Consider the following 19,066-nt stretch of genomic DNA (forward strand, 5'->3'; position numbering starts at 1 on the left):
ATGACTGCCCCACGGCCCGGCCCGGCCATCCGCGGGACGCTATGTCGAATCGCGAGGAATGCACTCACGATGTCCAGATCGAGATGTCAATTGTAAGCGTCCGCCCCCTTCGAATTGCAGCAGATTCTTCAAATGATGACGGGCCGGCCGCGCGAAGGCCCGGCGGTTCAGGCCGCGTCGGACTTGAGCGGGCGCCCTTCGCTACCGGCCATCCTGCCCACGCGTGCCTCCGCGCCGCGGGCTTTGTTGCCGGCCGCCCGGCGTTCCTCCTCTTCCACGCCCAGCCAGCTCGCCAGCGCCGGCAACAGGAAGACGGCGCCGAACAGGTTGACCATAAACATGAAGGCCAGCAGGATGCCCATGTCCGCCTGGAACTTGAGCGCCGCGAAGGCCCACGTACCCACCCCGATGCACATCGTCATGGCGGTGAACAAGGCGGCGTTGCCACGCTGGCGCATGGCCTCGGCGAACGCCTGCGGCAGGTTCTGCCCTTCATGGCGCAACTGGTGCTGCATGCGCTCATAGAGATAGATGCCGTAGTCCACGCCAACCCCTACGCCCAGCGTGATCACCGGCAGCGTCGAGACCTTCAGGCCAATCCCCAGCCGCGCCATCAGCGCGCTGCAAAGGACGGACACCAGCGTCAGCGGCACGATGATGCACAGCACGGCCCGCCAGGAACGGAAGGTCAGCAGGCACAGCAGCGTGATGGCGCCGAAGATCGCCAGCAGCATGGTTACCTCGGCTTCGTCCACCGCTTCGTTGGTGGCTGCCATCACGCCGATATTGCCGCCGGCGAGGCGGAACGCCACGTTCGGCGTCTTGTCTGCGGCGATAAGGTGCTGGATCTCCTTGACGATATGGGCAATGGTGGCGCCTTCGTGATTGGCTGTGTAGATCAGCACCTGGATGGCCTGGCAGTTCGCGGTGTTCATGCCGTTCTCCGGATCGAAGGCTTTGGCGCCCTGGGTCAGGCCATCGCTATTGCGCGGCAGCGCCTCCCAGCGTGGATTGCCTTCGTTGAAGGCGCCGATCATCACCTTGGCGAGCGACGGCACGCTCACCACCGATTGCACGCCCGCCACACCGCGCAGGTTCATCTCGAAGCGCTCCACCGCGCCCATCACCGGATAGTGCAGGCAGGCGTCGTCAAAGCCTTTGGGTTCCACCACCACCGTGAGCACGTCCACGCCGATGTTGTACTGGCCGACGATCTGCGCGTTATCGCGGTTATAGCGCGAGTCGGCGCGCAGTTCCGGAGCACCGTTGCCGATATCGCCGACCCTTAGTCCCCGTGACTGCACCGCACCGAACGCCAACAGCGCCAGCGACACGCCGAACACCACCAGTGCCGGCCCCGGGCGGGCAAAGTGGCCGAACCGGTTCCAGAAGGTGCCATGCCGCCCGGCACGCGCCCTGGCGGCCGCCACCACGCGCGGCTCCAGGCGCGTGTATGACAGCAGCAGCGGCAGGAACACCTTGTTGGTGACGATCATCAGCAATACGCCGAGGCATGCGGTAATGCCCAGCTCACGCACGATCTCGATCTCGATGCGCATGATGACCATGAAACCCAGTGCGTTGGTCAGCAAGGCTACCGTGCCGGGGATGAACAGCTTGCAGAAGGCCGCGCGCGCGCTCTCGACCGGGTCATTGTCCTGCACCACTTCCTGTTTCCAGGCATTGGTCATCTGCACCGCGTGCGAGACGCCGATGGAAAAGATCAGGAACGGCACCAGGATGGACATTGGGTCGATGCCGTAGCCCAGCAGCGGCAGCAGGCCTAGCAGCCACCCCACCGGCAGCAGCGCCACCACCAGCGCCAGCAGGGTAATGCGCAGCGAACGCGTGTAGAAGAACAGCATCAGCGCCGTCACCGCAAAGGCCAGCGCGAAGAACACCATCACCCCGGCAATGCCGTCTTCCACATCGCCGACAAGCTTGGCAAAGCCGATAATGCTCACTTCCACATCCGTGCCGCCCAGGCCGGTGCGGATTTGCTCCAACTGGCGTGCCACCTTGYCGTAGTCGAGCGCCTTGCCCGTAGCGGGATCCACATCGCTCAGATCGGCGCGGATCAGCGCGGACTTCAGGTCATTGCTTACCAGCCGGCCGATCTGGCCTGAGCGCGCCGCGTTGCGGCGTACCTGGTCGAGCTGCTCCGGGGTACCAGAGTATCGGCCGGGTACCACCACATCCCCCCGGAATCCCACCTCGGTCACCTCGGTGTAGCGCACATTCGGCGTAAACAGCGAGAACACATGTGAACGGCGCACGCCTGGAATGAAGAACACATCGTCGGTAGCACGACGCAGCTTGTCCATGAAGGCCGGGTTGTAGATATCGCCTTCGCCCTTCCAGCGCAGGCTGATCAGCACGGTATTGGCCCCGGAGAACGTGCCGGCGTACTTGGTGAACACCTGCATATAGGGATGCTGCAGCGGGATCATCTTGTTGAAGCCCGGATCGAGCCGCAGGCGCGTGGCGGACAAGCCCATCGCCACGGTCATCGCCAGGCACAGCACCAGCAACAGGCGGCGGCGCCGGATCAACAGGTCCGCGCAATGCGCGACGAAGCGGCTCAGGCGGGTGGTGGTGGCCCGGGGGCCGGAGATTTCGGGGCGGGTCATGGCGTTCTCGCTTCTATGCAATGCGGTGTGGCGCTGAGAGTTGCGGCAGGAGGAAGATCAGGGCGCGGCATGCGGGGCCAGGGTGAAGCGGGCAATCCCCGCGTTGCCGGCCAGCGTCAGGGCATTCCCCCCCGCGGCCGGGATGAGCGCCGCCAGGGTCTGCGCGCTACCGCCCGCCACCGGCTTGAAATGGCGCCCGCCGTCCGCCGAGACAGCCAGCATGCCGCCCTGGCCGGCCACGGCGATGCGGCCGTCCGCCAGTTGCGCGCCACCGAAGAACGAGGTCTTGAGCCCCACCTCGGCGGCCTCCCAGCTCGCGCCGAAGTCGGCGCTGCGCAGCACGTTGCCGCGCATGCCATAGACCAGCCAGGCGCCGTCGCGCAGCGGCAGCACGCCGTAGAGCGAGCCCTCGTAGGGCATCTTGACCGCTTCCCAGGTGCCGCCGCCATCGGCGGAGCGCAGCACCAGGCCGCTCTCGCCCACCAGCATCAGGCGGCCCTGATGATCACCGGCAATGCCGTTCAAGTGCTTGTCCTGCATCAGCGGCGTGGCTGCTGACTGCCAGTGCCCGCCCTGGTCGTGCGACACCAGGAAGCGCCCGAAGCTGCCGACGGCGAACCACGGACCCGCCGCCTGGCCCCAGACGCCCAGCAGGGGGTCCGACTGCGCCGTATCGAAGGCCACCTGCTGCCAATGCTCACCGCCGTCGGCGGTGCGCAGGATCCAGCCGCTGTGTCCCACCGCCACGCCGACCCTATCGTCCTTGCCACCGGCAAAGACAAGCTGCGTGAGCGCGGCGCCGTGCTCCGGCGTCACGCTGGCGAGCCGCCAGTGTGCGCCTTCGTCGTCGCTGAGCAAGATCGTGCCGCGCTCGCCGACCGCCACCATGCGGTCGCCGGACCGGGCGATGCCATTGAGCTGCAGCCGATCCGCCCGCAGCGCGGTGGCTGCGAAGGCAGGCAGGGGCCGCGGCGAGAAGGACCATGCCGCGGCAGCCAATACCGTCAGCGATACGCCGATGCCAATCACTTTTTTCATTGTCGTCTCCTCCGCGCCGGGGGCATGGCCCGCCTTGGGCTGGCCGTTCGCACTGCCACCGGCAATGACCGCTACAGCACGTCGAACAACGCGGCGGCGCCCATGCCGCCGCCGACGCACATTGTCACCACCGCATGCGCGGCGCCGCGCCGGCGTGCTTCGAGCAAGGCGTGCGCGGTCATGCGCGCGCCCGACATGCCGAAGGGATGGCCGATCGCGATGGCGCCGCCATTGACGTTCAGCCGCGCGTCCGGAATGCCGAGCATGTCCCGGCAGTACAGCACCTGGCAGGCAAAGGCTTCGTTCAGTTCCCACAAGCCAACGTCCTTGACCGTCAGGCCGTGGCGCGCCAGCAGCCTGGGCACGGCGAACACCGGGCCGATGCCCATCTCGTCCGCCGCGCAGCCGGCCACGGCCATGCCGCGATAGCGGCCCAGCGGGCGCAAGCCGCGGCGCTCGGCCTGCTCGCGGCTCATCAGCAGCACGGCGGCGGCACCGTCCGACAGTTGCGAGGCATTGCCGGCGGTGATGTGGAGCCCTTGCGGCACCGCGCGCCCGCCGCTCCATACCGGCTTGAGCGCGGCCAGGCTGTCGGCGCTAGTATCTGGCCGGTTGCACTCGTCCTGCGCGAGGCGCACGGTCTCGTGCCCGATGAGCGCGCCCGCCTTGTCGTACAGCGCGCGGCGCGTCTCCAGCGTCACGATCTCGTCGTCGAACAGGCCCTGGCGCTGCGCCTCGGCGGTGCGCTGCTGGCTGCGCAGCGCATACTCGTCCTGCGCCGCCCGGGCTATGCCATAGCGTTGCGCCACCACTTCAGCGGTCTCGATCATTGCCATATACGCGTCCGGCTGCCGGGCCAGCACCGCCTCGGATTGCGCGCGGTAGGCGTTCTTGTGCTTGTTCTGCGTCAGCGAGATCGACTCGGCGCCACCGGCCACCACGATGTCGGCCTCGCCGCAGATGATGCTTTTCGCGGCCGTGGCGATGGTCATCAGCCCCGACGAACACATGCGGTCCATGGTCATGCCCGGCACGCTATCGGGCAGGCCCGCCGCCACCGCGCACAGCCGGCCCAGGTTGTAGCCCTGCGTGCCCTGTTGCGCGGCGGCGCCGATCAGTACATCGTCGACCTCGGCCGGGTCGATCCCCGCCCGCTCCACCACGGCGCGCACCACGTGCCCGCCCAGCGCCGGCGCCTCGGTATCGTTGAAGGCGCCGCGGAATGCCTTGCCGATGGGCGTACGCGCCACGGCGACAATGACTGCTTCTCTCATGCTGCTTTCCTTGGAAGTATCAAAAGTAATAGCGGCTGATGGTGTCGGCCACGCAAGCGGGCTTATCCTCGCCCTCGATTTCCACGCTGATGCGCACCACCGACTGCACGCCGCCGGGCAGCGCCTCGGCGCGCACCAGTTCGCCCACGCCACGCAGGCGCGAGCCAACCCGCACCGGGGCCGGGAAGCGCACCTTGTCGCAGCCGTAGTTGACGCCCCAGCGCAGGTTTTCGACCGTCAGGATCTCCGGCAGGAACTGGTTGACCAGCGACAGGGTGAGATAACCGTGCGCAATGCAAGCGCCAAAGGGACCTTGCGCCGCGCGCTCGGGATCCACGTGCAGCCATTGGTGGTCGCCCGTGGCCTCGGCAAAGCCGTCGATGCGCGCCTGCGTGATGACGGTCCAGGCGCTGTGGCCCAGTTGCTCGCCCACGGCGCTCATCAGCGCCTCGGCGGAATTGAATACTCGTGTCATGCCTCTCCTTGCCTCGCTGCTTCCCTCGCTTCTTCCCTGTTCCGGGGTTCCTGCTCCGCGCGGGCCATTAGCCGCTACGCCCGCTGACTGCTGACAGGCAACACTTCGCCCGTCATATACGACGCATAGTCGCTAGCCAGGAACACCATCACATTCGCCACCTCCCACACCTCGGCCGCCCGCCCGAACGCCTCGCGCGAGGCCAGCTCCCGCAGCAGTTCCGCCGGCGCCGACTTCCGCAGGAAATCGTGCAGTGCGATACTCGGCGCCACCGCATTGATGCGCACGCCGAACTCCGCAGCCTCTACCGCGCTGCAGCGTGTCAGCGCCATCACACCGGCCTTGGCGGCGGCGTAATGGGCCTGCTCCTTCTGCGCCCGCCAGCCCAGCACCGAGGCATTGTTGACGATGGCCCCGCGCCGGCGCGCCTGCATATGCGGCAGCATGGCCCGCGTCATCCGGAAGGTGCCGGTAAGCGTAATGTCGAGCACCCGCGACCATTCGGCATCGTCCATCTCGACTATGCGGCGCGAGCCGCCCAGCCCGGCGTTGTTGATCAGCACATCGGTGCCGCCCAGGGCCTCCTCGGCCGCCGCCACCAGGGACCGCACCTGGGCCTGGTCGGAGACGTCGCAAAGCTGGCCATGGATCGCCTGCAGGCCGGTTTCGGCGCGCAGGGTTGCCACAGCCTCGCTGAGCCGCTTCTCGTGGATGTCGGAGATCATCAGCGCGCGGCACCCCTCCTCCGCGCAGCGGCGGGCGGCGGCAAAGCCGATGCCCGCGCCGGCGGCGGCGGTGATCAGCACGCTCTTGCCGGCCAGCAGCTGGTGGCCGGCCACATAGGCCGGCGGGGGGAGCGGGGTGCCGGCCGCGGCCGGTTGCTTGTCTGCCATTTCAGTCATGACTGTCCTCTGGCCTCGCGGGGCATGCCCAGCCCGCGCTCGGCGATGATGTTGAGCTGGATTTCGTTGGTACCGGCGTAAATGGTGTCGGCGCGCGAGAACAGCGCCATCTGCTGCAGGCGCGTGCGGCGCGCGTCCGCTTCGTCGATCCGGTTGGCGTCCGGGCCGAGCACGTCGAGCGCGAGCTGGCCCAGGTCGCGGTGCCAGTTCGACCAGTAGTACTTGTAGATCAGGGTTTCGCGCTGCAGCGCCGCGCTGGCATCGCCGGCACCGCCCTCGGCGCCTTCCAGCATGCGCAGCGCGTTGTAGCGCATCACCCGCAGGCCGGCCCAGGCGCGCGCCATGCGCTGGCGCAGCGCCGCGTCCTGCCAGGCGCCGTTGGCGCGCGCGGCCTCGGCGACCCAGCCAAGCTCGTGGGTGAACTGCATCTGCTGGCCCAGGGTGGAGATGCCGCGCTCGAAGCCCAGCAGCGCCATGGCGATGCGCCAGCCGTCGCCCGGCGCGCCCACCACATCGCCGGCGGCGGCGCGCGCGCCATCGAAGAACACCTCGTTGAACTCCACGCCGCCACCCATCTGGCGGATCGGGCGGATTTCCACGCCCGGCTGCGCCAGCGGCATCAGCAGGAAGACCAGGCCCTTGTTCCCGCGCGACGCCGGATCGCAACGCGCCAGCACGAAGATCCAGTCCGACTCGTGGGCCAGCGAGGTCCACACCTTCTGCCCGCTCACGCGCCAGTCCCCGGTGGCGGGATCGCGCTCGGCGCGGGTGCGCACATTGGCGAGATCCGAGCCGGCGCCCGGCTCCGAGTAGCCCTGGCACCAAAACTCGGTGCCGTTGCGAATGCCCGGCAGGAAGCGGGCCTTCTGCGCCTCGCTGCCGAAGGCGATCAGCGTGGGACCGATCAGCCCTTCGCCGATATGGCCCATGCGGCCGGGGCCGCCGGCACGCGCGTACTCCTCCTGGAAGATTACCTGCGACATCACCGGCAACCCGCGCCCGCCGTGCGCCTGCGGCCAGCCCACGCAGGTCCAGCCGCCGTCGGCCAGGCGGCGCTCCCAGGCCTTGCGCAGCCCGGGATGCGCTTCTTCGTCGCCCGGGCCGCCGCGATGCTTCAGGCAGGCGAATTCGCCGCTCAGGCTGGCGGACATCCAGGCCGCCACCTCCGCGCGCAGTTGCGCTTCCCCGGCGGAGGCATTTTGGTTTTCCATCGAATCCATGCTTGTCCTTGCGCTGCTGATATGGCTCATGCGGCCAACAGGCCGTCGGCGATCCGGGCGAGCGCGGCGGCGGCGCCCCCCAGCCAGCCGCCGGCGGCCTGCGCGCGCTTGAAATAGAGCTGGGGGTCGTACTCCCAGGTAAAGCCCACGCCGCCGTGCAACTGGATGGCCTCCTGGGCGCAGAAGCCGAAGGCATCGCCGGCGGCAAGGCGCGCTGCGGCAACATCGAGCCTGGCTGTGTCCATCGCGCCGCCTGCCGCGCCCGCCTGCCAGGCCCGCGCGGCGCCGTGCACCGCGGAGCGCGCGGCTTCCACCGCCACCATCATCTGCGCGCAGCGGTGCTTGACGGCCTGGAAGGCGGCGATCGGCCGGCCGAACTGGATGCGCTCGGYGGCGTAGGCCACGGTGAGGTCGAGGCATTGCTGGGCGCCGCCGAGCTGCTCGGCGGCGAGCATCAGGCTGCCGTGCCACATGGCGGCGCCCATGCCCGCCGCCACCCCGGCGCCTTGCGCCAGGCAGGCTTTCGCCTCCACGCGCAGCCCGTCGAAGACGAGGTCGGCCAGCGGGCGGGTACGGTCCAGCACCGCCAGCCGGCGCAGCCCGAAGCCTGGCTGGCCCGCCAGCGCCGCCGTTTGCAGCAGGAACAGCGCCGGCTGCCCTGCCGCGCCGCCGGAAAGGCGCGCGGGCACCAGCAGCCAGTCCGCGCCGGCGGCGTCGAACACCTGCGCCACCTGCCCGTCCAGCACGAAGCCATCCCCGGCCGCGGCGGCAGTGACGGTCAGCGCATCGGCATCGAGCGCGCCGTCCGCGCCGGGCGCCATCCAGGCAGGCAAGACCAGCGCGGCACGCGCCTCGCCCTGCGCCAGCCGCGCCAGCCACGGCGCGGCGGCCTCGGGCGCGAGGCTGCCCGCCAGCGCCGGCGCCGCCAGGCAGATGGCCGACCAGTACGGCACGCAGGCCAGCCGCTGGCCCATCTGCTCCATCAGCAGCGCCAGCTCGACGGCGCCCAGCCCGGCGCCGCCCGCCGTTTCCGGCAAGGCAATGCCGCACCAGCCCAGTTCGCCGGCCATTTCCCGCCACAGGGCGGTGTCATGGCCGTCCTGCGCCGTGCCAGCAACCGCATCCACCACCCGCCGGACCGCCGCCGAATCGCTGCGCACGGCCAGGAAATCGCGCGCGGTGTCGCGGATCATTTGTTGTTCCAGGGAGAGCGTGAAGCGCATCGTCCGTCCCCGCCTCAGGCGCCGTAGACGCATTGCGCCGGCTCGGCGCGGGCGAGCAGCGCGTCGATCGCGCCGCCCAGCTCGGCCACTTGCCAGCGCGCGCCCCTGTCGGTGCTCGCGCCGGTGCGCCAGCCGTCCGCCACCGCCACCATGCCGCCCGCCGCCTCGAACACGCGGCCGGTGACATGGCGCGAAGCCGCGCTGCCAAGCCAGACCACCAGCGGCGCGATATTGGCCGGATCGTAGTAGTCGAAGCCTGCCGCCGGCGCTTTCATCATCTCCGCAAATACGCCTTCGGTCATGCCGGTGCGGGCCGCCGGCGCGAGCGCATTGGCGGTGATGCCGTAGCGCGCCAGTTCCGCCGCCTGCACCAGCGTCAGCGCGGCAATACCGGCCTTGGCGGCGGCGTAGTTGGACTGGCCCACCGAGCCTTGCAGCCCCGCGCCGGAGCTGGTGTTGACGATGCGCGCATCGACCGGCCGCCCGGCCTTGGCCGCGTCGCGCCAGCGCCGGGCCAGCAGGTTGGCCAGGCAGAAGTGGCCGCGCAGGTGCACGCGCATCACATCGTCCCAGTCGGCTTCGCTCAGGCTGACGAACATGCGGTCGCGGCAGATGCCGGCGTTGTTGACCAGCACGTGCACCTCGCCGAACGCCGCCAGCGCGGCATCGACGATGCCCTGGGCCGTGGCCAGTTGCGTGATGTCGTCATCGCTGGCGAGCGCCCGCCCGCCTTGCGCGCGGATCTCCGCGCATACCGCCTCGGCCGCCTCGCGGCGAATATCGTTGACCACCACGCTGGCGCCTTCCGCTGCGAAGGCCAGCGCATAGGCGCGCCCCAGGCCGCCGCCGGCGCCGGTGATGATGACGGTCCGTCCGTCGCAGATTCCCATGTCGCTACTCCCCTTGTCCGTTGCTTGCGCCAGTGCCCCGGGAACCCGGCTCACAGGCGCTCGATGATGGTGACGTTGGCCAGGCCGCCGCCCTCGCACATGGTCTGCAGGCCGTAGCGGCCGCCCGTGCGCTCCAGCTCGTGCAACAGCGTGGTCATCAGCCGCGCGCCGGTGGCGCCGAGCGGATGCCCCAACGCGATGGCGCCGCCGTTCGGGTTGGTGCGCTCGGCCGGGTAGCCGGTCTCGGCCAGCCAGGCCATCGCCACCGAAGCGAACGCCTCGTTGATCTCCACCACGTCGATGTCTTCCCAGCGCAGGCCGCTGCGCACCAGCGCGCGTTTCGTGGCGGGAATGGGCGCGGTCAGCATCCACAGCGGGTCGTCACCCATCACGCTCATATGGGCGATACGCGCGCGCGGCGTGAGCCCGTAGCGCTTGAGCGCGTCTTCGGAGACCACCAGCAATGCCGCCGCCGCGTCCGCGGTCTGGCTGGAAACGGCGGCGGTCAGTGCACTGCCGGGCATCAGTGGTTCGAGCGATGCCATCTTGGCGAGCGTGGTATCGGGCCGCGGCGTTTCGTCATGGACTACGCCTGCGCAAGGCACGATCTCGCGCTGGAAGCGGCCGCCCTCGATGGCCATGGCCGCGCGCTGGTGGCTTTGCAGCGCGTAGGCTTCCATTGCCTCGCGCGACAGATTCCAGTGCCCGGCGATGCGCTGCGCGGCGTCGAACTGCGACACCGGCCGGTCGCCGAAGCGCGCCTGCCAGCCCTTGCTGCCGGAGAACGGATCGGAGAAGCCAAGCGCCTGCCCGGCCAGCATGGCCGACGAGATCGGGATCTGCGTCATGGTCTGCACGCCGCCGGCGACGACCACGTCCTGGTTGCCGCTCATCACCGCTTGCGCGGCGAAGTGCACGGCCTGCTGCGACGAGCCGCACTGGCGATCCACGGTCACGCCGGGCACGGTGAGCGGCAGCCCGGCGGCCAGCCAGGCGCTGCGGGCGATATTGCCGGCCAGCGGCCCGATGGTGTCGACGCAGCCAAACACCACGTCGTCATACTCCGCGGCCGGGATGGCATTGCGGCCCACCAGCTCGGCCAGCACGAAGCCGCCAAGGTCGGCGCCGTGCATGTGTGCCAGGCCGCCCTTGCGGCGTCCGGTCGGGGTGCGCAGCGCGTCGACGATATATGCGTCTCTCATGGTCATTCCGCCTGTCAAAGTGTTGATGCCAAGTTGGCTGTGGTGGCAAAGGTGGCGCCGGCGCCGATCGGCACGGCCCCCCCGAGGATGTGCGCGTCCACGCGCGCCTGGTGGAAGGCCCGGTCGCCCCAGCTGTCGGCCAGGGCCCACGCGCGCTTCATGAAGATCTGCAGGTCCAGCTCCCACGTGTAGCCCATGGCGCCGTGCACCTGCATGGTGTGGCGTGCCGCGAGCAGCGCGGCGCGCGTGGCGGCCAGCAGCGCGTGCGACACATGCAGCCCKGCGGTGCCATGGCCTTGCGCCAGCGTGCAGGCCGCGCGGTACACCACCGGCTTGGCGAATTCGTGCTGGATGGCGACATCCGCCAGCAGGTGCTTGAGCGCCTGGTTGGCGCCGATGGCCTTGCCGAACTGCTTGCGCTGGATGCTGTAGTCGATGGCGATATCCAGCATGCGCTGCGTCAGGCCGAGCATCTGCGCGGCGACGCCGAGCGCCCCGCGGTTGAGCGCGGCTTCCCACACGGGCTTCGCGGCCGTCGCGGGCAGCAGCAGGCTGCCGTCGTCCGGCGCCCATCTGAGCGCGAAGAGCCGGCGTGAGGGATCAAGGCTCGCGTGCGCGGCGAGCGTGGCCTGCGCCGGCGGCACCAGGTGCAGCGCGCCGCCGTGCTCGCAGAGGATGGCGTCGGCGACATGGGCGTCGGCCACCATGGCTTGTCCCGGATGCGCCACCGCCACGCGCACGCTGCCGTCCGCGATGCGGCCCAGCCAGCTTTCGCAGCGTTCGCGGGTGCTTGTGTCCTGCGTGGCGGCGTGGCAGTCCGACAGCATGCCGGCCGCCACCAGCGCGGTGTCCAGCAGCGGTTCGGCAAGGGCAAAGTAGCCACACTCCTGCGCCAGCGGCGCCCACTCGGTTTCGGACAGGCCCAGGCCGCCGCAAGCCTCCGGCACCAGCACGGCCGTCAGGCCCTGCCCGGCCAGCCGCTGCCAAAGCGCGTCGGAGCGGCCGCTTGCGCTGCTCCATTGTTCCCGCGCCAGTTCCGGCGTCATTTCGATCATCAGGAAGCGCCTGATCGAATCGACGAACTGTTGCTGCTCTTCGTTAAATGCGAATTCCATGGTGGTTCACGGTTGAGTCGAGGACGAAGCCGGACTGTCAGCCGCCGCGCGCTCAGGCGCGCGGCATTCCCAGCATGCGTTCGGCGATGATGTTGCGCTGGATCTCATTGGTGCCCGCGTAGATCGGCCCGGCCTGCGCGAACAGGAAGCCGTCGAGCCAGGCACCGAGCGTGCCTTGCGTCGCGTCTTGCGCGGGCACCAGCTCGCCCCGCTGGCCGAGGATCGCCAGCGCGGTTTCGTGCATGCGGATATCCAACTCGGACCAGAACACCTTGTTGGTGCTGGACTCCGCGCCGATCTGTCCGCCCTTGACCAGCCTGCTCGCGGTGGCGTAGGTGGATAGCGCATAGGCCTCGGCATCCATCCAGGCGCGCGTGACCGCTTCGCGCAGCGAGGGATCGCGGTCGGCCTGCTCCCGATGCTCGAGATAGAGGTGCACCAGCGCCCGTGCTGTCTCCTGGAAGCGCGCCGGAGAGCGCAGCATCAGGCCGCGCTCGAAACCGGCTGTAGCCATCGCCACTTGCCAGCCCGCGCCCTCCGCCGCCAGGCGGTTCTCCGCCGGCACCCGCACATCGTCGAAAAATATCTCGGCAAAGCCTGTCAGGCCGTTCAGCTGGCGGATGGGCCGCACCGTGATGCCCGGCGTATCCAGCGGCATCAGCAGGAAGGTCAGGCCGTGGTGGCGCGACGAGCCGGGATCGGTGCGGAACAGGCCGAACAGCCAGTCGGCCCAGACCGCGCGGGTCGACCAGATCTTCTGCCCGTTGAGCACGTACTCGTCGCCCTGCCGGATGGCGGTGCAGCGGATCGCGGCCATGTCGGAGCCCGCGTTCGGCTCCGACCAGCCCTGCGCCCATACGTGCTCGCCGGCGGCCATGCGCGGCAGGAAACGCGCCTTCTGCTCCGGCGTGCCGAACTCCATCAAGGTCGGCCCGAGCAGGAAGATGCCGTTCTGGTTGACGCGCATCGGCGCGCCGGCCCGCCAGTACTCTTCCTCGAAAATCAGCCATTCGATCAGGTCGCAGCCGCGTCCGCCCAGCTCTTTCGGCCAGGTGACCATGCTCCAGCGCCCCTCGTACAGGGTGCGCTCCCAGGCGCGATGCTGCGCAAAGCCTTCGGCGGTGTCGAAGCTGGCCAGCGGCGCGCGCGGCACGCGCTCGGCCAGCCAGGCGCGGATCTCGGCCCGGAAGGCCTGCTGGCGTTCGGTGTATTCAAGATGCATCTGGCCACCTCACGCGTTGACGGTGGGAGCCTGCGCCGCGAAGCGCGCCTCGCGCCCTTCCACGAAGGCGGTGCGCGCCTCGTCGGAATCCGCGCTCATATAGGCTTGCAGCGTGAAGCCCTGCTCCCAGCGGTACTTGTCCTCGAGATTGCCGTCCTCCACGCCGTTGAGCGCCTCCTTGGCCAGGCGCACCATGGCCGGGCTTTTTTGCGCGATACGCCGCGCTATCTCCAGTGCGGTATCGCGCAGTGCCGTGCGCGGCACCACCCGCTCCACCGCGCCCAGGCGGTAGGCCTCGGCGGCGTCGATCATGTCGCCGGTGAAATACATCGCCCGCACCTTCTGCACGCCAAACATGCGCTGCAGGTGGGCACCGCCACCCATGGCGCCACGGTCGATCTCCGGCACGCCGAAGCGCGCGCACTCGGCGGCGATCAGGATGTCGGCCGCGCCGCAGATGCCGATGCCGCCGCCGAGCACGAAGCCGTGCACCGCCGCGATAACAGGCTTTGGATTGCGGTGGACCGCGCGGAAGGTGGCGTAGTTGCCGGCGTTGACCGCCACGATGCGCTGCGGGTGCGCCGCCAGTTCCTTGATGTCGACCCCGGCGCAAAAGCCGCGCCCCTCGCCGCGCAGCACGATCACGCGCACGGCGTCATCCCTGCCGAGCCGCTCGATGGCCGCCGCCAGTGCATGCCAGCCCGCGCTGTCCAGCGCGTTGACCGGGGGATGGGCGATCGCCAGTTCCGCCACGCCGTCCCGCACCTCGATGTGGAAGGGCTCGGTACCGTCCTGTGCTACAGGCTCGCTTGATCTCGTCGTTGTCATGAACGTCTGCCTTCAATGGATGGCTTGGATGGGGTTGCTGCGTTCCGGCCTGGCGCTGGCTGGCCCCGCCAGGGCGGCCAGGCGCGCCTGGGCCTGCGCGGCGATGCGGGCAACGATCTGCTCACAGGATTCAATGGCACCGATGGCCGCCGCGGCCTGTCCGCTCGGCAGCACGCCTTCGTCGGGATGGCCCTCTACCATGGCGCGCTGGATCAGCACGGGCGCGTTGGCCGCCATCAGCGTCTGCGCCGCGGTGTAGTCGTGCTGGCGCAGCGCGCGCCAGCCAACCGCCAGCATCTGCGCGAGCCCCATGCCGCTGTGCCGGCGCCACTGGCGGGCGGTGGCCAGCGCCATCAGCGTGCGGCGCAGCGGCCCGGCCTGCTCCAGCGCCAGCAGCAGGCGGTTGTCGATCATCCGCTGCGGCAAGCCGTCGATGGCAAGCGAGACGCGGATCTGCGCCGCATCCCGGACCGCCACGTAGCGCGCCAGCGTTTGCGCCGGCACCGGCGACTCGCTAGACATCAGGAAGCGCGTGCCCATGGCGATGCCCGCCGCGCCGTAGGCCAGCGCCGCCGCCAGCCCGCGGCCGTCGAAGAAGCCGCCCGCGGCCACCACCGGCACCGCCACCTTGTCCAGCACTTGCGGCAGCAGCAGCGTGGTGGGCGTGCCGCCCGTATGCCCGCCGCCCTCGCCGCCCTGCACGGTCACCACGTTAGCGCCCAGTTCCACGGCCTTGGCGGCGTGCTTGGCTGCGCCCACGGTGGGCATGCACACCACGCCCGCGGCCTTGAGCCGGCCGATCATCGCGGCGTCCGGCCCGCGCCCGTAGCTGACCGCGCGCAGCCGGTGGCGGATGGCCATCTCGACTACCTCGTCCGCGTTGGGCTGGAACATATGGAAGTTGATGCCGAAGGGCTGGCCCGTGAGCGCCTTCACCCGCAGGATCTCTTGCTCGACTTCGCCCGGCTCGATGGTGGCGCCTGCCAGGAAGCCGAAGGCCCCGGCATTGCTGGTGGCGGCCACCAGGCGGGCATCGGCCACCCAGCCCATCGCGGTCTGCACGATCGGGTAGCGGCAACCCAGCAAGTCGCACAGCACGGTATGCAGGGGCGCGCCGCTCATGCCGATTTCTCCTCGCCGGTGCGTTGCGATGCCGCCATGGTGCGTGCGTCGAAGCCGCCCAGCTTGTCGCCGCTGACCAGCTCGTTGTGGGCGTGGGCGAAGTGGTGCCAGGCAAAGGCGGCATCCATGGCGGCGCGCTTGCCCTGCAGTTCTTCCACGTGATTGATGGCTTGCTTGGTGAGGCTCAAGCCCAGCCGTGGCATCTGCGCGATCTTGGCCGCCATGCCCTGCGCGGTGGCCTCCAGCGCCTCGCGCTGCACCACGCGGTTGACCATGCCCATCTGGCAGGCGCGCTGGGCATCCATGCGCTCGCCCATGAAGAGGAATTCCTTGGCGATGCGCGGGTTGAGCTCGTAGGCGTGCGCGAAATACTCGACGCCCGGAATGCCCATGCGCACCACCGGATCGGCGAAGAAGGCATCGTCCGACGCGACGATCAGGTCGCACACCCAGGCCAGCATCAGGCCGCCGGCAATGCAGGCACCGTGCACCATGGCGATGGTCGGCTTGGGCAGGTCGCGCCAGCGCCGGCACATGCCGAGGTAGACCTCCTGCTCGCGGGTGTAAAGCATCTCGCCGCCGGGCTTGCCCACATGGTCGGGCCAAAGCGAGACGCGCTCGAACGACTCGCCAATGTCGCGCCCCGGCGTGCCGATATCGTGCCCGGCCGAGAAGTGCTTGCCGGCGCCGCGCAGGATCACGACCTTGACCGCGTCGTCCGCGGCCGCGCGCCGGAACGCCTCGTCCAGCGCGTAGGTCATCTTGGAATTCTGCGCGTTGTGGTACTGCGGCCGGTTCATGGTGACGGTGGCCACGCCGTCGGCCGCTGCGTAGAGCACCTCGGCGTTGGGGCCCAGCCCGAGGGATTCGGTGGCTTGCGATGACATGGTGTTCCTCACGCCGTGCGGACGGCCGGGTTGTCGCGCACGATGGTGGCGCGCAGGTTGTGCGGATCGAGCCTGACGATGACGGCCAGCTCCTCCGCAGTGGGCGCGGCCGTTTCCGGCAGTATTTCTCCGGATGCGTTGGCCAGTGCGAAGCCTGTAGCTGCCCGCACCTGCTCCAGGCTGACGCCGGGATGCAGCGAACGCACGCGGATGGCGTGATCGGGACCGGTGAAATCCATCACGCACAGGTCGGTCACGATGACCCGCAGGTCGACAAAGCTGCGCATGCCTTCGATCCGGCGCGCCGGGTTATAGCCCACGCTGCACACCATATCGACCTCGCCGGCGACAAAGGCGCGCGGGCTATGCGCCGGCACAAAGAAGGAGTTGGCGTGGTGGATGCTGTTGCCGGGAAAGCCGCGTGCGCCGAGCAGCTGCTTCTTTGGCTGCGCATGGGTGCCGCCGAGCATGGAGATATTGGCCTGGCCGAAGCGGTCGATCTGGGTGGGCATCACCAGCGCATGCCGGCGCCCGCCCCACAGGCAGTCGAACACGCGCGCATAGCCCATCCAGCCGCTGGCGCGCACCTTGAAGCCCGCCTCGCGGCGCCCCAGCGGCACYGGCTCTTCCACCAGGTAGGCTTCGCCGTCGGTCAGCATCAGGCCGGGGTTGTGCAGCAACCGCGCCAGCCCGGCCGCGATGCGCGGGCCGGTGCCGATGCCGGTGGCCATGACCTCGCCGTCGTCGCGCCAGGCGCGGGCGGCGGCGGCGATCATCAGTTCGGCGAGAGTGAATTGTTGAGTGGCGCTCACGATGGCTCCTTCTCCTTGTGACGGGTTCAAAGGACCGGCAACGGCAGGTCCAGCACGTGGCCCATGCCACCGATCTTGTCCAGGTAGCCGGCTTCGGTGTCGCCGATCACGTCCTTGCGGTAGGTGGCGAAGCCCGCCGCTTGCTCGGCGCTGGCGCAGTAGGCCTTCAACTGCGGCAGGTCAAAGCCATAGGCAGGCCCGCAGGAAGTGGGATGCGCGCCGCCCGGCGCGTGCACCACGCCACTGACGAGCGCGCGCTCGAAGGGGTTGTTGCGCGCCCGCGCCAGGTCTTCGTCCTCCAGGCGGCCGTGCAGGACCTCGCAGCTCACATAGCACTGGCCTGCCGCCCGCGCGAACCATTCATCGAAGAAGGGATCCGGGCCGTCGATGCGGGTATTGCCCAGCACATCGCTCTCGTTGACGTGCAGCAGCGCGGCGTCCAGCGGGATGGCCGGCATCGCCAGCAGGACTTCGCCATCGGCGTAGGGCGAGCGGACGGTCTTGAGCTGGGGGTTGTGGGCCAGCACGTCGGTCCCGAGCCCGGCGCGCGTCGGCAGGAACGGCAGGCGCGCGGCGGCGGCGCGCAGGCCGAGCTGCAACATGCCTTCGTCGAGCTCCCAGACGTCGATTTCCCCGCGCTCGCGTGCCCCGCGAAAATGCGGCTCCAGCGGGATCACGTCGAGCGAAACGAAGCCGAACACCACTTTGCGCACCTTGCCCGCTGCGCACAGCATGCCGACTTCCGGGCCGCCGTAGGCCACCACGGTGAGATCCTTCAGCGGCGAGCGCAGGATTTCCCGCACCAGCGCCATCGGCTTGCGGCGGGGGCCCCAGCCGCCGATGCCGATGGTCATGCCATCGGCGAGGCGGGCGACCACGTCGCCCGCGGTCATGGTCTTGTCCAATGTCTTGAGCATAGTTCTAGCGATATCCGATGCTGAAATCGTGGCCCCACAGGCTGACCCGGGTGGCCTCGTAGGCGGCGTGCTGGCTCCAGTCGACCACCAGCCCGCCGTAGCCGTACTCGAGGTCGAAGCCGCCGGGCGTCTTCATGTAGAAGGAAACAACGCGATCGTTGCAGTGCTGGCCCAGCGTGGCCGAGAGCGCCACGCCCTGCTGCTGCGCGCGGTCGAGCGCGCGGCCCACCTCCGTCATGTCCTGCACCTCGGCCATCACATGGATGCAGCCGCTGGGCGCGCTCGCCTCGAAGATGGCCAGGCTGTGGTGCCGCCCGTTGCCGCAATGCAGGAAGTGGATGCGCTTCTCCGGCTCGGCCGGATCCGTGGTGAAGCGCGCGCGGAAGATATCCGACAGGCCGAAGCCCATCACATCGCGCAGGAATGCATAGGTTTCGTCGAAGGCGGGCGCCGGCAGCACGGAATGCCCCGCGCCCAGCGGATCGGTGACGAAGCGCGACACGCCGATGGGCGAGACAAAGCGCAGGAAGTCCGAACGCATGCCCCAGAAGATCTCGTGCCGGTTGCCGGAAGGATCGGTGAACCAGGCCATGGCCTGGGTGCGCCGCTGGATGCGCTCGGTCTCGCTGGCATGCGTGACTTCCACGTTTGCCGCGCGCAACGTGGCGAGCGCGTGGCTGAAGGCCGCCTCGCCGGCCAGCTCCCAGCCCGATGCCAGGTAGCGGTCCTGCTTGCCGGGTACGATCAGGTAGCGGTAGTCGCGCTCGTCCATCTTGAGGTAGAGCGCGCCATGGGGGGCGTTGGTGCACGCCATGCCGAGCACTTGCTCGCCGTAGTGGCGCCAGCGTTCGGTGTCGGTGGACTCGACCACGATATAGCCGAGCGCTCGGATGTCCATCATGCTGCCTCCTCGCTGTTCTTGGATTTCATTGGCTGCCGTGGTGGGTGCGGCAGGTTGGTGAAGCCATTGTTCAGCGGAAGTGGGATGTGTACATCGTCTGTTGGGACTAGCCTTGTGGGATTGGTTTGCTGTTTCTTGCCTCGCTGGTGGGGGTTTTGGCGTTTTTTTTGGTGGGGTTTTTCGGCTTCTGGGTGCTGGTGCAGAGTGGCGTGGGTGGGTGGGGTTTTAGCGCTTCTAGCTGCTGGCGCGGCTGTACGGGGTTGGCCGTTTTCGCACACGGAGGTGTCACTTTTCTTTACTCGTAAAGAAAAGTAACCAAAAGAAAGCGATCCTTGCAGGAGGCTGGCGTGTCGGGGTTGCGTAGCCCAATGGTTTCGTCGTCAGGCCCCGGGTTCTAACAGACTCGTG

General features: G+C 69.1%; 17 protein-coding genes. All 17 read right to left on the bottom strand.

Annotated elements, in window-relative coordinates; genetic code table 11:
• Window positions 1–167: 167 nt before the first annotated feature.
• The 17 genes from AC1DN0_RS10720 to AC1DN0_RS10800 all read right to left on the bottom strand — a co-directional run bounded on the left by AC1DN0_RS10720 (window position 168) and on the right by AC1DN0_RS10800 (window position 18,658).
• Window positions 168–2,630 carry an efflux RND transporter permease subunit gene (locus AC1DN0_RS10720; RefSeq protein ID WP_477145707.1) on the bottom strand — a complete coding sequence of 821 codons (2,463 nt, stop codon included), beginning with the start codon at window positions 2,628–2,630 and terminating at the stop codon, window positions 168–170.
• Between the two features lie 57 nt (window positions 2,631–2,687).
• Entirely contained in the window at window positions 2,688–3,668 is a 981-nt protein-coding gene (locus AC1DN0_RS10725; RefSeq protein ID WP_441629512.1) for a WD40/YVTN/BNR-like repeat-containing protein, read from the bottom strand.
• Window positions 3,669–3,739: 71 nt separating this feature from the next.
• Window positions 3,740–4,942 carry an acetyl-CoA C-acyltransferase gene (locus AC1DN0_RS10730; protein WP_477111402.1) on the bottom strand — a complete coding sequence of 401 codons (1,203 nt, stop codon included), beginning with the start codon at window positions 4,940–4,942 and terminating at the stop codon, window positions 3,740–3,742.
• Between the two features lie 19 nt (window positions 4,943–4,961).
• Window positions 4,962–5,417: a MaoC family dehydratase gene (locus tag AC1DN0_RS10735; RefSeq protein WP_441629514.1), complete on the bottom strand. Its 456-nt coding sequence runs from the start codon at window positions 5,415–5,417 to the stop codon at window positions 4,962–4,964.
• Window positions 5,418–5,491: 74 nt separating this feature from the next.
• Window positions 5,492–6,310, bottom strand: a complete 819-nt coding sequence (locus AC1DN0_RS10740; protein ID WP_441629517.1) for an SDR family oxidoreductase — start codon at window positions 6,308–6,310, stop codon at window positions 5,492–5,494.
• Between the two features lie 5 nt (window positions 6,311–6,315).
• Entirely contained in the window at window positions 6,316–7,530 is a 1,215-nt protein-coding gene (locus AC1DN0_RS10745; protein WP_441629515.1) for an acyl-CoA dehydrogenase family protein, read from the bottom strand.
• Between the two features lie 35 nt (window positions 7,531–7,565).
• Window positions 7,566–8,732, bottom strand: a complete 1,167-nt coding sequence (locus AC1DN0_RS10750; RefSeq protein WP_477145708.1) for an acyl-CoA dehydrogenase family protein — start codon at window positions 8,730–8,732, stop codon at window positions 7,566–7,568.
• A gap of 44 nt (window positions 8,733–8,776) precedes the next feature.
• The gene (locus AC1DN0_RS10755) at window positions 8,777–9,652 is read right to left on the bottom strand and encodes an SDR family oxidoreductase (RefSeq protein ID WP_441637046.1); all 876 of its coding nucleotides are present in this window, start codon (window positions 9,650–9,652) and stop codon (window positions 8,777–8,779) included.
• 50 nt (window positions 9,653–9,702) lie between these two features.
• The gene (locus AC1DN0_RS10760; RefSeq protein WP_441637048.1) at window positions 9,703–10,854 is read right to left on the bottom strand and encodes an acetyl-CoA C-acetyltransferase; all 1,152 of its coding nucleotides are present in this window, start codon (window positions 10,852–10,854) and stop codon (window positions 9,703–9,705) included.
• Window positions 10,855–10,868: 14 nt separating this feature from the next.
• The gene (locus AC1DN0_RS10765) at window positions 10,869–11,969 is read right to left on the bottom strand and encodes an acyl-CoA dehydrogenase family protein (protein ID WP_441637050.1); all 1,101 of its coding nucleotides are present in this window, start codon (window positions 11,967–11,969) and stop codon (window positions 10,869–10,871) included.
• 52 nt (window positions 11,970–12,021) lie between these two features.
• Window positions 12,022–13,191 (bottom strand): acyl-CoA dehydrogenase family protein, encoded by a 1,170-nt coding sequence (locus tag AC1DN0_RS10770; RefSeq protein ID WP_441637052.1) that lies wholly within the window; start codon window positions 13,189–13,191, stop codon window positions 12,022–12,024.
• Between the two features lie 9 nt (window positions 13,192–13,200).
• Window positions 13,201–14,019, bottom strand: a complete 819-nt coding sequence (locus AC1DN0_RS10775; protein ID WP_477111404.1) for an enoyl-CoA hydratase family protein — start codon at window positions 14,017–14,019, stop codon at window positions 13,201–13,203.
• A gap of 12 nt (window positions 14,020–14,031) precedes the next feature.
• The gene (locus tag AC1DN0_RS10780) at window positions 14,032–15,141 is read right to left on the bottom strand and encodes a nitronate monooxygenase (RefSeq protein ID WP_441637056.1); all 1,110 of its coding nucleotides are present in this window, start codon (window positions 15,139–15,141) and stop codon (window positions 14,032–14,034) included.
• A complete protein-coding gene (locus AC1DN0_RS10785) occupies window positions 15,138–16,028 on the bottom strand; it encodes an enoyl-CoA hydratase (protein WP_441637058.1) in 891 nt (296 codons plus the stop codon). Before AC1DN0_RS10785 ends, AC1DN0_RS10780 begins: the two co-directional genes overlap by 4 nt.
• Before the next feature lie 8 nt (window positions 16,029–16,036).
• Window positions 16,037–16,840 (bottom strand): CoA-transferase subunit beta, encoded by an 804-nt coding sequence (locus AC1DN0_RS10790; protein WP_441637060.1) that lies wholly within the window; start codon window positions 16,838–16,840, stop codon window positions 16,037–16,039.
• Window positions 16,841–16,866: 26 nt separating this feature from the next.
• Window positions 16,867–17,757: a CoA transferase subunit A gene (locus tag AC1DN0_RS10795; protein WP_477102756.1), complete on the bottom strand. Its 891-nt coding sequence runs from the start codon at window positions 17,755–17,757 to the stop codon at window positions 16,867–16,869.
• 4 nt (window positions 17,758–17,761) lie between these two features.
• A complete protein-coding gene (locus AC1DN0_RS10800; protein WP_441637064.1) occupies window positions 17,762–18,658 on the bottom strand; it encodes a VOC family protein in 897 nt (298 codons plus the stop codon).
• Window positions 18,659–19,066 lie beyond the last annotated feature (408 nt).

The sequence above is a fragment of the Cupriavidus sp. 05N39 genome, from assembly GCF_056397325.1.